The 14706-nt window shown below is 46.0% G+C and carries 14 protein-coding genes; 13 read left to right on the top strand and 1 reads right to left on the bottom strand.

Going from position 1 to position 14706, the window contains the following annotated elements:
* Positions 1 to 18: 18 nt before the first annotated feature.
* The 6 genes from rpmJ to rplQ all read left to right on the top strand — a co-directional run bounded on the left by rpmJ (position 19) and on the right by rplQ (position 3172).
* A complete protein-coding gene (gene rpmJ / locus JHD44_RS17240; protein ID WP_055462823.1) occupies positions 19 to 132 on the top strand; it encodes a 50S ribosomal protein L36 in 114 nt (37 codons plus the stop codon).
* Between the two features lie 120 nt (positions 133 to 252).
* Positions 253 to 609, top strand: coding sequence for a 30S ribosomal protein S13 (gene rpsM / locus JHD44_RS17235; RefSeq protein ID WP_133565214.1), 357 nt, complete (start codon positions 253 to 255; stop codon positions 607 to 609).
* 68 nt (positions 610 to 677) lie between these two features.
* Positions 678 to 1070 carry a 30S ribosomal protein S11 gene (gene rpsK / locus JHD44_RS17230; RefSeq protein WP_133565216.1) on the top strand — a complete coding sequence of 131 codons (393 nt, stop codon included), beginning with the start codon at positions 678 to 680 and terminating at the stop codon, positions 1068 to 1070.
* 14 nt (positions 1071 to 1084) lie between these two features.
* Entirely contained in the window at positions 1085 to 1705 is a 621-nt protein-coding gene (rpsD, locus tag JHD44_RS17225) for a 30S ribosomal protein S4 (RefSeq protein WP_199464000.1), read from the top strand.
* Between the two features lie 36 nt (positions 1706 to 1741).
* Entirely contained in the window at positions 1742 to 2746 is a 1005-nt protein-coding gene (locus tag JHD44_RS17220; protein WP_133565219.1) for a DNA-directed RNA polymerase subunit alpha, read from the top strand.
* 42 nt (positions 2747 to 2788) lie between these two features.
* Entirely contained in the window at positions 2789 to 3172 is a 384-nt protein-coding gene (rplQ, locus tag JHD44_RS17215) for a 50S ribosomal protein L17 (RefSeq protein ID WP_055462827.1), read from the top strand.
* A 127-nt stretch (positions 3173 to 3299) separates the two neighbouring features.
* On the opposite strand, the gene uvrA is transcribed toward rplQ, so the two are convergent.
* Positions 3300 to 6119, bottom strand: a complete 2820-nt coding sequence (gene uvrA / locus JHD44_RS17210) for an excinuclease ABC subunit UvrA (protein ID WP_199463999.1) — start codon at positions 6117 to 6119, stop codon at positions 3300 to 3302.
* A gap of 154 nt (positions 6120 to 6273) precedes the next feature.
* On the opposite strand from uvrA, the gene JHD44_RS17205 reads away from it, so the two are divergent.
* The 7 genes from JHD44_RS17205 to JHD44_RS17175 all read left to right on the top strand — a co-directional run bounded on the left by JHD44_RS17205 (position 6274) and on the right by JHD44_RS17175 (position 14681).
* Positions 6274 to 7629 (top strand): MFS transporter, encoded by a 1356-nt coding sequence (locus JHD44_RS17205; RefSeq protein WP_199463998.1) that lies wholly within the window; start codon positions 6274 to 6276, stop codon positions 7627 to 7629.
* A 41-nt stretch (positions 7630 to 7670) separates the two neighbouring features.
* Complete coding sequence (gene ssb, locus JHD44_RS17200; RefSeq protein WP_199463997.1) at positions 7671 to 8345, top strand: single-stranded DNA-binding protein; 675 nt, start codon at positions 7671 to 7673, stop codon at positions 8343 to 8345.
* Positions 8346 to 8517: 172 nt separating this feature from the next.
* On the top strand, positions 8518 to 8955 hold the full coding sequence (locus JHD44_RS17195) for an MgtC/SapB family protein (RefSeq protein WP_199463996.1): 438 nt from the start codon (positions 8518 to 8520) through the stop codon (positions 8953 to 8955).
* A gap of 190 nt (positions 8956 to 9145) precedes the next feature.
* Positions 9146 to 9727, top strand: a complete 582-nt coding sequence (smrA, locus tag JHD44_RS17190; protein WP_199463995.1) for a DNA endonuclease SmrA — start codon at positions 9146 to 9148, stop codon at positions 9725 to 9727.
* Positions 9728 to 9856: 129 nt separating this feature from the next.
* The gene (locus tag JHD44_RS17185) at positions 9857 to 12778 is read left to right on the top strand and encodes an insulinase family protein (RefSeq protein WP_199463994.1); all 2922 of its coding nucleotides are present in this window, start codon (positions 9857 to 9859) and stop codon (positions 12776 to 12778) included.
* Positions 12779 to 12813: 35 nt separating this feature from the next.
* On the top strand, positions 12814 to 13917 hold the full coding sequence (locus JHD44_RS17180) for a 1-acyl-sn-glycerol-3-phosphate acyltransferase (RefSeq protein ID WP_199463993.1): 1104 nt from the start codon (positions 12814 to 12816) through the stop codon (positions 13915 to 13917).
* Positions 13918 to 13946: 29 nt separating this feature from the next.
* Positions 13947 to 14681: a lysophospholipid acyltransferase family protein gene (locus tag JHD44_RS17175; RefSeq protein ID WP_199463992.1), complete on the top strand. Its 735-nt coding sequence runs from the start codon at positions 13947 to 13949 to the stop codon at positions 14679 to 14681.
* The last annotated feature ends 25 nt before the right edge of the window (positions 14682 to 14706 follow it).

Below are 14706 nucleotides of genomic sequence, written 5' to 3'. Positions count from 1 at the left end.
CATAGGTTGGAGTTGAACATGAAAGTACGTGCATCTGTAAAGAAAATCTGTCGTAACTGTAAAATCGTTCGTCGTAACGGTTCAGTTCGAGTGATCTGTTCTGAGCCTCGTCACAAACAGCGTCAAGGTTAATAACTAGATTATTCGATGATGGGAGGGTGGTTGATTTTTGTCCGCTATGCTGGCATAATCGTCCGCCCTCATGAAAGCAAAGTGATGAAGTAATTCATCCATAACAACGGAGTAAAGTGAATGGCCCGTATAGCCGGTGTCAATATTCCTGACAATAAACATGCGGTCATTTCTCTAACTTACATCTTCGGGATCGGTCGCACACGTTCACAAGAAATCTGCCAAGCAGCAGGTATCGCAGAAACTGATAAAATCGGTTCTCTAAGTGATGAAGTGCTAGACCGTCTACGTGGCGAAGTTGCTAAGTTTACTGTAGAGGGTGACCTCCGCCGTGAAGTCAGCATGTCTATCAAACGTTTGATGGACTTAGGCTGTAACCGTGGCATCCGTCACCGCCGCAGCTTACCTGTTCGTGGTCAACGTACCAAAACGAACGCTCGTACGCGAAAAGGCCCTCGTAAGCCAATTCGTAAGTAATTCAACGCGTTTCGCTCTAGTGCATTAAGTCTGCTAGAGCTGAGCATTAGATTTAGGAAAAGTGCAATATGGCTAAGCCAGCAACGCGCAATACCAAGAAAAAAGTCAAAAAGACGGTCGTCGACGGTGTTGCTCATGTACACGCGTCTTTTAACAACACGATCGTGACTATCACTGATCGCCAAGGCAATGCTTTGTCTTGGGCGACTGCAGGTGGTTCTGGTTTCCGCGGTTCTCGTAAAAGTACCCCATTTGCGGCACAGGTTGCTGCAGAACGTGCCGGAGCTGCTGCTCAAGAGTTCGGCCTAAAGAACGTTGACGTAATGATCAAGGGCCCTGGTCCAGGTCGTGAATCCGCAGTTCGTGCATTGAATGCATTGGGTCTGCGCATCAACAACATCACAGACGTGACGCCAATCCCGCACAACGGTTGCCGTCCGCCTAAGAAACGTCGCGTTTAAGAGGAGACAGACACATGGCTCGTTATTTAGGTCCTACTTGTAAATTGTCTCGTCGTGAAGGCACAGACTTACAACTTAAAAGTGGCTCACGCGCTTTAGAATCAAAATGTAAAGCAGAAACAGTTCCAGGTGTGCACGGTGCACGTCGTGGTCGTCTTTCTGATTACGGTCTACAGCTTCGTGAAAAGCAAAAAGTTCGTCGTATTTACGGCATTCTTGAAAAACAATTCCGCAACTACTACAAAGACGCGGCGCGTATCAAAGGTGCAACAGGTGAAAACCTTCTGCAACTTCTTGAGTCTCGTCTAGACAACGTAGTATACCGTGCAGGCTTCGGCTCAACACGTGCGGAAGCCCGTCAGCTAGTTGGTCACAAGGCTATTCTAGTGAACGGCGAAGCGGTAAACATTGCATCTTTCCAAGTTAAAGCTGGTGATGTTGTGTCTATCCGTGAAAAAGCTAAGAAGCAGTTGCGTGTACAAAACGCACTAGAGCTATCTAAAAATCGTGCGCCGATCCATTGGATCGAAGTTGACTCAACTAAATTGGAAGCAACTTACAAAGCTGCTCCTGAGCGTGCCGATTTATCAGCTGAAATTAATGAGAACCTAATCGTCGAGCTTTACTCTAAGTAATAGCTAGATGGTTAGGATTAAGAAATAGGTGGATCTATGCAGCGTTCAGTGAGCGAATTGTTAACCCCACGCAACATCGAAGTTCAAGAATTAGGTCAATCACGTGCCAAAGTGACACTACAACCACTAGAGCGTGGTTTTGGTCATACTTTGGGTAACGCGTTGCGCCGTATTCTTTTGTCTTCTATGCCTGGTTGTGCAATCGTTGAGGTAGAAATCGACGGTGTATTGCATGAATACAGTGCGATTGAAGGGGTAAAAGAAGACGTTATTGAAATTCTTCTTAACCTAAAAGGAGTTGCGATCGCTCTACACGGGCAAGATGAAGCAACTCTAACACTAAGTAAGAAAGGTCCTGGTGTTGTAACGGCTGGAGATATCCAACTTGTTGCTGACTCAGAGATCGCTAACCCAGATCATGTGATTTGTCACCTTGATGACACTGCTGAACTTAACATGCAGATCAAGGTAGCACGTGGTCGTGGTTATGAGCCTGCTGACGCTCGTGTTGCTAGTGACGATGAGACTCGTCCTATTGGTCGCTTGCAGCTGGATGCCTCTTTCAGTCCTGTTCGTCGTGTTGCTTACAGTGTTGAGAATGCTCGTGTAGAGCAGCGTACTGACCTAGACAAACTTGTCATCGACATCGAGTCTAACGGTACGATTGATGCTGAAGAAGCAATTCGCCGAGCAGCGACAATTCTACAACAGCAAATCGCAGTATTTGTCGCTCTTGAGAGTGAAAGCGAAGCGGTTGTAGAAGAAGAAGAGGATGAGATTGATCCGATTTTGCTACGCCCGGTTGATGATCTTGAGCTAACCGTTCGCAGTGCTAACTGTCTGAAAGCAGAAAACATCTACTACATTGGTGATTTGATTCAGCGTACAGAGGTTGAGCTACTTAAAACGCCTAACCTTGGTAAGAAATCATTAACTGAAATTAAAGATGTTTTAGCACAGCGCGGTCTGTCTTTGGGAATGCGTCTAGAAAACTGGCCACCAGCTAGTTTGAAAGACGACAGCAAAGTTCTAGCTCGCTAGATCATTGTTCCCTGACCACCGTAGTTTGGTAAGGAATGTAAAATGCGTCATCGTAAGAGTGGACGTCACTTAAACCGTACTAGCTCACATCGTAAAGCGATGTTCAAAAACATGGCTGCTTCTTTATTCGAGCACGAAGTTATTAAAACTACGTTGCCGAAAGCCAAAGAACTTCGTCGCGTTGCTGAGCCTTTGATCACATTGGCGAAAGAAGATTCCGTTGCGAATCGTCGCCTAGCCTTTGCTCGTACTCGTAGCAAAGATGCAGTAGGTAAATTGTTCTCTGAACTTGGTCCTCGTTACCAAGGTCGTCCTGGTGGTTACGTTCGCATTCTAAAATGCGGCTTCCGCGCAGGTGACAATGCACCTATGGCTTACGTTGAACTGGTTGATCGTCCAGTTGCGGAAGCTGCAGACGCTGAGTAATACAGCATTTGCTTAAAAAAAGCCGAGCCAAAAGCTCGGCTTTTTTATGTCTGAATGTTATTCATACCCAACAGGGTTTGAATAAAAAAGGAGCTATACGCTCCTTTTTTATCATCAAATTTCTCATTTAAAGCATTGGCTTTAAGAATCTAGCTGTGTGTGAAGTTTTGTGTTCCGCAACGGCCTCAGGTGTTCCTTCGGCAATAATATAGCCTCCACCACTACCGCCTTCTGGCCCTAAATCTACAATCCAATCAGCCGTTTTAATCACGTCTAAGTTATGCTCAATTACCACAATCGTATTGCCGTGGTCGCGTAAGCGATGCAGAACTGATAAAAGAAGTTCAATGTCTGCAAAGTGAAGTCCCGTTGTAGGTTCATCTAAGATATAAAGCGTCTTACCAGTATCGCGTTTAGAAAGTTCTTTGGCGAGTTTCACTCGCTGTGCTTCACCACCAGAAAGGGTTGTTGCCGCTTGCCCTAAACGTATGTAGCCAAGGCCAACATCGATCAGTGTTTGCAGTTTGCGCGCGATGGATGGCACTGGGTCAAAAAACTCGCGAGCTTCTTCGATTGTCATTTCTAAACATTCGTGAATGTTTTTGCCTTTATAAGTGATTTCTAAGGTTTCACGGTTGTAACGCTGTCCTTTACAAACATCACATGGAACGTATACATCAGGTAAGAAGTGCATTTCTACTTTTATGACACCATCACCCTGACAAGCCTCACAACGCCCGCCCTTTACATTGAAGGAAAATCGTCCTGGTTTATAGCCTCGGGAACGTGCTTCTTGAGTGGCGGAGAAAAGCTCGCGCATTGGTGTAAAAATGCCAGTGTAGGTCGCAGGGTTTGAACGAGGAGTCCGACCGATTGGGCTTTGGTCAATATCGACGCATTTATCAAAATGATCTAATCCCTCGATTTTCTCGTGTGGTGCCGCGGTTAATGTGGTCGCGCCATTTAACGCCGTTGCTGCTAAAGGGAACAGTGTTCCATTTATCAAAGTTGACTTACCAGAACCCGATACACCTGTTACACAAGTCATGACGCCAACAGGTATATTCAGCGTAACATCGTTTAGATTGTTCCCTTTAGCCCCATGTAGAGTCAGCTGTTTGCCTTGTGTTGCTTGATGACGTAACGCTGGCACCTCGATCTTACGTTTACCTGTTAGGTATTGGCCTGTAATAGAGGCTTCACAATCCATAATGTGCTGCGGTGTACCTGAGGCAATTACTTGACCGCCGTGTACACCCGCACCCGGGCCAATATCAATTAGGTGATCTGCTACGCGTATGGCGTCTTCATCGTGCTCGACTACGATGACGGTATTCCCCAAGTCTCTTAAGCGAGTTAACGTGCTTATTAAGCGTTCGTTATCGCGCTGGTGTAGTCCAATGGAGGGCTCATCAAGGATGTACATCACCCCAACAAGTCCAGCACCGATTTGACTGGCTAAGCGGATTCGCTGTGCTTCCCCGCCTGAAAGTGAGTCAGCCTTACGATCTAGAGTAAGGTAATCCAGTCCAACATTCACAAGAAAGCTTAGTCGATCGCGAATTTCTTTGAGAATCTTGGCTGCGATTTCGCCTTTAGCGCCAGTTAGTTGCAGCTGTTCGAAGTATTCAAGACATTCAGCAATTGGCTTTTTGACGATGTCGGGCAGAGTCTCGTCAGCAATAAACACATTGCGAGCCGCTTTGTTTAAGCGTGTGCCATGGCAACTTGGGCATGGCTTGGTGCTAATGTATTGTGATAGATCGTCACGGACGCTGTCAGATTCAGTTTCGTGGTAACGTCGGTTTAAGTTAGGTAATACCCCTTCAAATACATGTGAGCGTGTCATCTTATCGCCACGTTCATTGATGTAGACAAAGTCGATTTTATCTTTTCCTGAGCCATTTAAGATTTTGTCTTGATAGGCTTTAGGGATGTCTTTGAATTTCGTATCAATATCAAAGCCATAGAAGTTAGCCAGCGCATTAAGTTGCTGGAAATAGAAAATGCTGCGGCGCCCCCAACCTCGGATAGCACCTTCACCCAGCGTTAAATTCTCATCTTGGATGACTCGGTCCGCATCAAATGCCTGCTGTGTGCCAAGTCCGTCACAAGTCTGACAGGCGCCATTAGGGTTGTTGAATGAAAACAGCCTAGGTTCAAGTTCCGTAATCGCGTAACCACAAACTGGGCAGGCAAACTTACTTGAGAAAACCAGTTCATCCTTTTCATCATCCATGTTGATGACTTTTGCGATGCCATCTGAGAGAGATAAACAGGTTTCAAAAGACTCTGCTAAACGAAGCTGTAAATCGGAGCGCACTTTAAAGCGATCGATGACGACTTCTATGGTGTGCTTTTTGTTCTTCTCCAGAGCTGGAGCATCGTCCAAATCCACAACAATGCCATCGATACGTGCTCTGACAAAACCTTTAGAGAGTAATTCGCTGATGGTATGAAGGTGTTCACCTTTACGATCTTTGATGATCGGCGCGAGCATCATCATTTTGCTTTCTTCTGGCAGCGATAAAACCTTGTCGACCATCTGGCTTATGGTTTGCGCTTCCAGCGGTTCCCCGTGATCTGGACAGCGAGGTTGACCAGCGCGAGCATAGAGTAAGCGCAGATAATCGTACACTTCAGTTATGGTACCCACTGTTGAGCGTGGGTTATGTGATGTGGACTTTTGCTCAATCGAAATGGCAGGAGACAAGCCTTCAATGTGATCGATGTCTGGCTTTTCCATCATGGACAAGAATTGACGAGCATAAGTTGAAAGTGATTCAACGTAGCGACGTTGCCCTTCCGCATACAAAGTATCGAATGCCAGTGATGATTTACCGGACCCTGACAGGCCGGTGATGACCACTAGTTTGTCGCGGGGAATATCCAAATCGATGTTTTTTAGATTGTGGGTCCGTGCGCCGCGAAGGGTTATAGTGTCCATGAGTCTCCAAAATGTAATGCAACCAAGGAAAAAGTCATTCAAACATGAATAACTGTCTATTTTTACAGTAGTTAAAATAGAGCTTCAACGGTATTTTTAGTAAAATCTGCGATCTTTCAATAATCGTCTCTCAATTACGTAAGCAGTCGCACTTATGGATGTTATCGAACGCCGCTCAGTTTTGGCCTTAGCAATGGTTTATTTATTCCGTATGCTCGGGCTGTTTCTAATTATGCCTGTGATCAGTGTCGCTGCGGATGGCTTAGATGGAGCGGATGCCGCATTGATTGGTGCGGCGATTGGTATTTATGGTTTTACACAAGCTTCACTGCAAATCCCAATGGGGATGTTATCCGATAAGCTAGGACGTAAGCGGGTCATATTATTTGGATTACTACTGTTTGCATTGGGTAGCATCATTTGTGCTCACGCTGACAGTATTACCACTTTGATTATCGGTCGAGCGGTTCAGGGGGCTGGTGCAATAGCCAGTACATTAATGGCACTGTTGAGCGATGTGACCAAAGAACAAAATCGTACTAAAGCCATGGCGATGGTCGGTATCAGTATCGGTGCATCGTTTATGTTGTCCTTAATACTGGGGCCGATCCTGTTTCAATGGGTTGGCTTAGCTGGGCTGTTTTATCTATCTTTTGCTTTCTCTGTTGTGGGTATGGGGTTAATTGTATGGGCTGTCCCTAATGTGACGGAACATACTTTTAAGCGTGATACGACCCCGAGTTTGGTAGCATTAAAGGATGTATTGCGTAATGGACGCCTGCGCTTTTTAAACATCAGTGTGTTTCTACTACATGGCAGTTTAACAGCGCTGTTCGTTGCGATTCCAAGCCTATTGATTCATCGCTACGGGCTGTCCCTAGGGCAACACAGTATTTTATATTTGCTGGTCATGGGCGCAGCCTTTGTGCTTATGTTACCGTTGGTCATTGCTGCGGAAGCGAAAGGCTTAATGAAGCATGTGTTAACCATTGTGATCACCATAATTGGTCTAGCGACGGTGGCGATGGAGTGGGCATCCAATGTGTGGCTGTTTGGCGTTACAGTATGTTTGTTCTTTGTCGCATTTAATACGCTCGAAGCTACATTGCCTTCTGTTGTTAGCAAATTGGCTCCAGTAGGGTATCGCGGTACCGCCATGGGAGTCTTTTCAACCCATCAGTTTATGGGGGCCTTTGTTGGCGGTGCAGGTGGAGGTTGGTTACTTCAACACACCTCGATGACTATGCTGTTTAGTATTATTGGCGGTATTTGGTTACTTTGGGCTTTGGTCAGCGCGTGGCAGCCTGCTCCAAAGCAAGTAACCAGTATGGCTTTTAGTGTTGTTGCACACACCGAAGACGATGTGCAGCAATTAACCGAAGAAATCATGGCAATCCAAGGAGTGGAAGACATGCAAATATTTATGGATGAGCAGACCGCTTATTTGAAAGTAGACAAAAAGCAGCTTGATAAAGCTGCGTTGCAGCGCATTGTGCCGCATGTAAAGTAATCTAGTATCATCAGTACTGAAAATATTATTGGAGTAGCGTCATGGCACGTGGAGTAAACAAAGTAATCTTGATTGGCAACGCTGGCAGCGATGCAGAAGTGCGTTTTATGCCATCAGGTGCAGCCGTTGCAAACGTTAACTTAGCAACGACAGAGAGCTGGCGTGATCGCCAAACAGGTCAAATGCAAGAACGCACAGAATGGCACCGTGTTGCCTTTATGGATCGTGGTAATTACCGCCTGGGACAGATTGCAGGCGACTTCATCAAGAAAGGTTCAAAAGTGTACGTCGAAGGTTCTTTGCGTACACGCGAGTGGGAAAAAGACGGCATCAAACGTTATACCACTGAGATCGTTGCTAATGAAATGCAACTTCTGGACGGCCGAGCAGATGGCCAACAAGGTGGTTATGACAACAATATGGGTGGTGGCTACGGCGGTGGTCAGCCTCAGCAGTCAGCGCCACAGCAAGGTGGTTACGGCTCGGCACCTCAGCAACCAGCACAACAGCCTCAGCAGGGTGGCTACGGTCAGCAACCTGCTCAAAGTGGTTATGGTCAGCCTCCGCAAGCAGCGCCCGCAGCGCAACCGCAGTCATTTGGCAGCTGGGGTAATCAACCACAGCAAGCTCCTGCACAACCAAAAGCGCCAGAGCCTGCTAAGCCACAACAGCCAGCACCAAACTTTGACGACTTTGATGACGACATTCCATTCTAAAACATACATAAAATAAAAATGTATAGTTAAAGACAAAAGTTAGTGAATGGATAAAAAGGGCCACGGAGAATGTGGCCCTTTTTCGTATATAGAGTGGAATCCGATGGCAGACCTATCCTTCGCATGAAAAAGTCTCTAGCTTAAATAGAATGTTATTTGAAGGATGGAATTTATGCTGGATTTGGACTTTGCTTTGATTTTGCATCACCTAACCCAATTGGGCTTAGCTTTTTTACTGTCTTTGCCTATCGCATTTAATCGTGAACATCATGATCGTGGTGCTGGGTTGAGAACGTTTCCTTTGGTTACCATCGCGTCTTGCTCGTTTATGTTGGTAGGGATGAGTGTCTATGAAGGTTCCGACGCAGAGGCTCGCGTTATGTATGCCGTCATTACCGGGATGGGATTTATTGGTGGCGGTGCCATTTTTAAAAGTGGCGACTCCGTTTCTGGTACAGCGACTGCCGCAGGGATCTGGAACACGGGAGCGATTGGTGTGGCGGTGGCCTACAGCCGCTATGAAATTGCCATACTGCTTTCTTTGATGGGGTTTTTAATCTTTCAGTTTTCTGGTTCGCTTAAGAAAAGTACCGAAAAAATGGCAAAGTAGTGGCATTAGTCGTTGAATAACTATGCTGATATAATGTGCAGTCTTTTAAATCGCCTTGTTGGTTGCTGTAGGCATTCACTATTTTGCGTCAATAAGGGGCTTTACCCGTTGCTGACAGAGCTCCTAAGGGAGCCTTTGCTGTATTGAGTTGTCTTAAAAAAGGTAGAGGCAATGAGTGTTGAGGTGACGTATGCAAGAGGATGATGATTTCTCTTTGTTCGCGGAAGAGGTTCAAGGAATCCGGCCATTAAAAAAGACGGAAGTCTATCTTGGGAAAAAGCAAGGTAGTGTGGATTTTACGGAACGTCAAAAAGCCGCGTTGATTGCCAAAGTGGAAGACCGCAATCATTTGACGAAAGACTACGTTGAGCGAGTGGATCCAAATGACATGCTTGAATACAAAAAAGATGGTGTTCAAGATGGTGTGTTTAAGCGCTTACGTCAAGGTAAATACCCAATTGATTCCAGGTTGGATTTGCACAGAAGAACCGTCGAGCAAGCCCGTCGCGATGTGTTTCAGTTTGTGGAAGATTGCATGCGCCATGACATAAGAGTTGGTGTTATTGTCCATGGCAAAGGGGATCGAACCCCAGATCCACAGGATCAGGCAACCATTAAGAGTTTTATCAACAAGTGGCTGCGCGACTTAGACGACGTCATGGCCTTTCATTCCGCGCAGCGTCATCATGGTGGTTTGGGCGCGGTTTATGTGCTGTTCAAAAAGAGTGAGAAGGCTCGTTTAGAAAACTGGGAGCGTCACCAAAAGCGTTAGGCATAGGCGCTCTATATCAGTGCCGATAAAATCACAATCTTGATATAATTTACACGCTTTATTGCTTGAGATTAGGGCCAAATCGCCCAATTATTCTAGTAATAGAAAAGATTTTAACAGGGGTAATTTATGACCACGAAAAATGCACACCACCCAGCATTTACCGCGATTCGCAGTGAATTTATCGAAGCGCTGGACGTCACAGTACAGGAATACGAACACAAGGTAACGGGCGCGAAGCATTTTCATATTGCCTCTGACAACGATGAAAACGTTTTTTTAGTCGGTCTAAAAACCGTGCCGACGGATTCAACCGGCGTGGCGCATATTCTCGAGCACACCGTACTTTGTGGTTCTGAGCGTTTCCCTGTACGTGATCCATTTTTTATGATGATTCGTCGTTCACTGAACACTTTTATGAACGCTTTCACGTCATCGGATTGGACAGCATATCCATTTGCCAGCAAGAACAAAAAAGACTTTCGTAACCTTTTAGATGTTTATCTAGATGCCGTGTTTTTCTCACGCCTAGATCCTTTGGATTTTTCTCAAGAAGGCCATCGCTTAGAGTTTGCAGAACCAACCAATGCTGAGTCTGAGCTGACGTTCAAAGGTGTTGTGTTCAACGAAATGAAAGGAGCTATGAGTTCGCCAACCTCTGTGCTGTGGCAGGCTCTTACAAAGTATCTATGCCCAAGCAACACGTACCACTTTAACTCAGGTGGTGAACCAACGGATATTCCTGATCTATCTTACGATGATCTGATGGCGTTCTACCGTAAGCATTACCACCCATCGAATGCGGTCTTTATGACGTTCGGTGATATCCCAGCAGAAGAGCTGCAAGCCGAGTTCGAAAGTAAGGTATTAAGCCGCTTTGAGCGTTTAGACGATCAAGTCAGTGTACCAAACGCCAAGCGTTACTTCTCACCGGTTCGCGTAGAAGAAGGGTATGCGATTGATGAAGCGAAAGAAGATGGCAGTCACGTTGTAGTTGGCTGGTTGCTAGGTGAAAGCATCGATCTTGCTCAGCAATTTGAGGCTCAACTGCTTTCGAGTGTTCTACTAGATAACTCGGCTTCACCACTGCGTCGTGTACTGGAAAACTCTGAGTTAGGTGCGTCGCCATCGCCAATGTGTGGTCTTGAAGACAGTAATAAAGAAATGAGCTTCATGTGTGGTCTTGAAGGCGTGAAGCGTGAGAATGCGCCACAAGTAGAAGCTTTGATTCTACAAACGCTGGAAGATATCGCGGAAAATGGTGTAGATCAAGATATGGTGGAAGCGATGCTTCACCAACTTGAGTTGAGTCAGCGTGAAATCGGGGGCGACAGCTACCCATATGGCTTACAGCTGATTTTGACGGCTCTGTCTACCGCGGTACACCAAGGTGATGTGATTGCTCAGCTTGACCTTGATCCAGTGATCGAAAGCATGCGTGAAAAGGTCCTGCACGAAGACTACATCCCAACCTTAGTGCGTGACCTATTACTGTCAAATGCACATCGTGTGACATTGACCCTGAGCCCAGACGAAGCCCTGGAAACACGCCGTAACCAAGCGGAAAAAGACCGTTTGAGCAAAATCAAAGCAGGCCTAAGCGAAGAACAGAAACAGCATATCATCGAGCGTAGCCAAGCGTTGAAAGCACGCCAAGAGCAAGTAGACGATATGAGCATCTTGCCGAAAGTCGGCCTTGAAGATGTGCCTGCGCGTTTGCCTGAATATGAGAACGAAAAAGTCTCTGAGAGTTTACCGATTACCTTCTATCCACAAGGAACAAATGGTCTCGTTTATCAACAGCTTGTAACGGAATTGCCGGCACTGACCGAAGCGGAAACACAGCTTCTTCCTGTATACAGTTATCTTGTGACTGAGCTGGGTGTAGGTGAACAAGATTATCTAGCGATTCAATCTCGCCAAGCTCAAGTGTGTGGCGGCCTAGGTGCGTCATCATCGATTCGTCCTGAATTGATCGACAAACAGCGTGTGAATGGTTACTTCGTATTGAGTTCAAAAGCCTTGGTGCCTAATGCGGCGGCGATGACAGAGCTGATGGCGCAAACCTTTAACGACGTTCGCTTTGATGAAACAGGTCGTATCAAAGAGCTAATCGCTCAGCGTCGTGCCCGTCGTGAACGTTCGATCACCGGCCAAGGTCACTCGTTAGCGATGAGTGCTGCATCCAGTGGTATGTCTGGCTTATCTGCCCAGCAAGAAGCGTGGGGCGGTATGAGTGGTATTCGTGATGTAATTGCCTTGGATGATGCGCTTAAAGCGGATTCTCAGGCGATGACAGACCTGTGTACAACCTTACAATCTATCCACAGCAAACTTGCTGGCGCGGCAAAGCAAGTACTATTGGTGGCTGAGCCGCATCATAAAGATGCGCTGTTAGAAGCCATTACACCTATGTGGGTTGGTGTTGCTAACCATGAGCAATTGTCGCATTTCTCATTGCCTGCGATAGATAAAACGATCAAGCAAGCTTGGGTAACAGCAACGCAAGTAAGTTTCTGTGCCAAAGCGTTTAAAGCGGTATCTGGCGAGCATCCGGACGTACCAGTATTAACCGTGCTGGGTGGCTTCTTGCGCAATGGTTTCCTTCACCGCGCCATTCGAGAGCAAGGTGGCGCTTACGGTGGTGGAGCAACGTTTGATGCCAGCTGTGGTGCATTCCGCTTCTATTCTTACCGTGATCCACGTTTATTAGAAACACTCGCGGATTTCGATGCATCGATTGACTGGCTACTGGCCAATGAGCACTCCCATGATGCACTGGAAGAAGCTGTATTAGGCGTGATTGGCTCGATGGATAAACCTGGGTCTCCTGCCGGTGAAGCGCAAAGTGATTTCTTCCAGCAGTTGCATCATCGTACACGAGAATACCGTGAGGCTTTCCGTGCTGGAGTGTTAGCGGTAACAGTTGACGACTTAAAACGCGTCGCAAAACTCTATTTAACAAAAGAGAATGAAAATACGGCTGTTGTAACCGCCACTTCTAATAAAGCCATGTTAGAAGAGGCTGGTTTCGAGGTTTGTACTTTATAATCATAACGATAATTTAAATCTGAATGGATAATTCAATGGATCAGTTTCATGACATACGCCCTTACAACGACGATGAGGTCGCCGGGGTGTTACAAAATTTGGTAAATACGCCAGACTTTATCGACACGATTGTCGGCTTTAAATTTACTAAATGGCCCAAATGGACGCGTGGCTTCTTAGCGACGGTCGTTAAGCACGTTTTGCAAAAAGAAGTGCGAAAAGTAGATAGCGTGCACGCTTTTCAGATGTTAGTGGCCGATTACATGGAACGTATGATCAAAACGACGACGAGTAATGTGGAGTATCGTGGAATAGAAAAGCTGTCTAAAAAGGAAGGCTACTTATTCTTATCAAATCACCGTGATATCGCCATGGATCCTGCATTTGTGAACTATGGCTTATATCTAAATGGCTTAAATACGGTTCGCATTGCGATTGGTGATAACTTACTGCGTCGTCCATTCGTCTCAGATTTAATGCGTCTTAATAAGAGTTTTATAGTGAAGCGATCAGTGAATGGTGTACGTGAAATGATGGCTGCTTTTGGTCAGCTGTCGGATTACATCACCCATTCATTGACTCATGAACACAGTAATATTTGGATTGCTCAGAAAGAAGGTCGTGCGAAAGATGGCTTAGATCAAACCGACCCTGCGATTATCAAAATGTTTTACATGAGTCAGAAAAAACAAAAAATCGCATTTCCTGAAGCCATGCAAAACCTAAAAATTGTGCCTGTTTCCATTTCATATGAATACGATCCTTGTGCTTTTGACAAAGCGCGTGAGCTACATGAGAAGTCAACAAAAGGGTCTTATCAGAAAGCCGAATTTGAAGACATTGATAGTATCCGCAAAGGTATTGTTGGCCGTAAGGGGAAAGTGATCGTTACGTTTGGTGATGTGATTGATCATAACTGTGCGACGCCTGATGAGATGGTGGCTGAAGTGGACCGTCAAATCATAGGCTCTTATGCAATACAGGCGACTAACAAAGCGGCATTAAAACTGTTAAATGGGGAAGCAAGCGGTGATTCGGTGTTCGATGAGTACATGTCAAATTGCCCGCAAGAACTGCGTGAGGCTGTGTTGCGCATGTATGCCAACCCTCTAATCCAACAACAAGAGCGAAGCCTTTAAGCTGCTTTAGATATGGAGTTGTGCGTTTCATGAAACCTCGGAATTCGTTGAGAGCACTTATTGGCTCATTATTGTTTGCAATCTGCTACGGCATTTTGACAGGGTTTACAGGGCTATTAGCTCCTGTTCTCGCTTGGGTGCTGCCCCCAAGCTGGCGTCAGCCAGTTTTGAACATTCACAATCACGTCTTACTGTTTTTGTTTCGTGTGATAGTTGGCGTTCGAGTTGAAGTCATAGGGCGAGAAAACTTACCAAGAAAAGATCAGCCAGTAGTACTGGCTGCAAACCATCAGAGCGAGTGGGAGACCTACTTATTGCAGGTACTCAAGACTCCTATTTCGACCGTGCTTAAGCAAGAGCTTTTGTCGATACCTTTCTTTGGATGGGGACTGAAAATGGTTCAGCCTATTGCAATTGACCGCTCTAAACGTGCAGGAGCGTTAAAGCAAATCCTAAAACAAGGTAAGGAGCGTATTCAGGCTGGACGTTCAGTACTGATTTTTCCTGAAGGGACACGCACCGTACCCGGTAAAGAGCGTGACTTTAACAAAGGTGCTGCAATGTTAGCTGCCTCTGCGAAGACCCCTATTTTACCAGTCGTGCATAACGCTGGACACCTTTGGCCTGGGCGTACATGGCGCCGTTACCCTGGAACGATTACAGTAGTGATTGGCCCTTTGATTGATGTGGAAGGTAAAGATACCAATCAGATTCACGAAGAAATGGAGATATGGATGCGTGATACCATGCGCAAACACCCATAATATCGCTGCAAGAAAATATTGTAGA

The organism is Marinomonas ostreistagni, from assembly GCF_016461785.1.
Taxonomy (GTDB): Bacteria; Pseudomonadota; Gammaproteobacteria; order Pseudomonadales; family Marinomonadaceae; genus Marinomonas; species Marinomonas ostreistagni_A.
The sequence above is the reverse complement of the archived record's forward strand: the minus strand, read 5'-3'. Positions and strand labels throughout refer to the sequence as shown.

Excerpts from the sequence above, each read along its gene's own strand:
- rpmJ (WP_055462823.1), top strand. The coding sequence starts at position 19 with ATGAAAGTACGTGCATCTGTAAAGAAAATCTGTCGTAACTGTAAAATC.
- rpsM (WP_133565214.1), top strand. The coding sequence starts at position 253 with ATGGCCCGTATAGCCGGTGTCAATATTCCTGACAATAAACATGCGGTC.
- rpsK (WP_133565216.1), top strand. The coding sequence starts at position 678 with ATGGCTAAGCCAGCAACGCGCAATACCAAGAAAAAAGTCAAAAAGACG.
- rpsD (WP_199464000.1), top strand. The coding sequence starts at position 1,085 with ATGGCTCGTTATTTAGGTCCTACTTGTAAATTGTCTCGTCGTGAAGGC.
- JHD44_RS17220 (WP_133565219.1), top strand. The coding sequence starts at position 1,742 with ATGCAGCGTTCAGTGAGCGAATTGTTAACCCCACGCAACATCGAAGTT.
- rplQ (WP_055462827.1), top strand. The coding sequence starts at position 2,789 with ATGCGTCATCGTAAGAGTGGACGTCACTTAAACCGTACTAGCTCACAT.
- uvrA (WP_199463999.1), bottom strand. The coding sequence starts at position 6,119 with ATGGACACTATAACCCTTCGCGGCGCACGGACCCACAATCTAAAAAAC.
- JHD44_RS17205 (WP_199463998.1), top strand. The coding sequence starts at position 6,274 with ATGGATGTTATCGAACGCCGCTCAGTTTTGGCCTTAGCAATGGTTTAT.
- ssb (WP_199463997.1), top strand. The coding sequence starts at position 7,671 with ATGGCACGTGGAGTAAACAAAGTAATCTTGATTGGCAACGCTGGCAGC.
- JHD44_RS17195 (WP_199463996.1), top strand. The coding sequence starts at position 8,518 with ATGCTGGATTTGGACTTTGCTTTGATTTTGCATCACCTAACCCAATTG.
- smrA (WP_199463995.1), top strand. The coding sequence starts at position 9,146 with ATGCAAGAGGATGATGATTTCTCTTTGTTCGCGGAAGAGGTTCAAGGA.
- JHD44_RS17185 (WP_199463994.1), top strand. The coding sequence starts at position 9,857 with ATGACCACGAAAAATGCACACCACCCAGCATTTACCGCGATTCGCAGT.
- JHD44_RS17180 (WP_199463993.1), top strand. The coding sequence starts at position 12,814 with ATGGATCAGTTTCATGACATACGCCCTTACAACGACGATGAGGTCGCC.
- JHD44_RS17175 (WP_199463992.1), top strand. The coding sequence starts at position 13,947 with ATGAAACCTCGGAATTCGTTGAGAGCACTTATTGGCTCATTATTGTTT.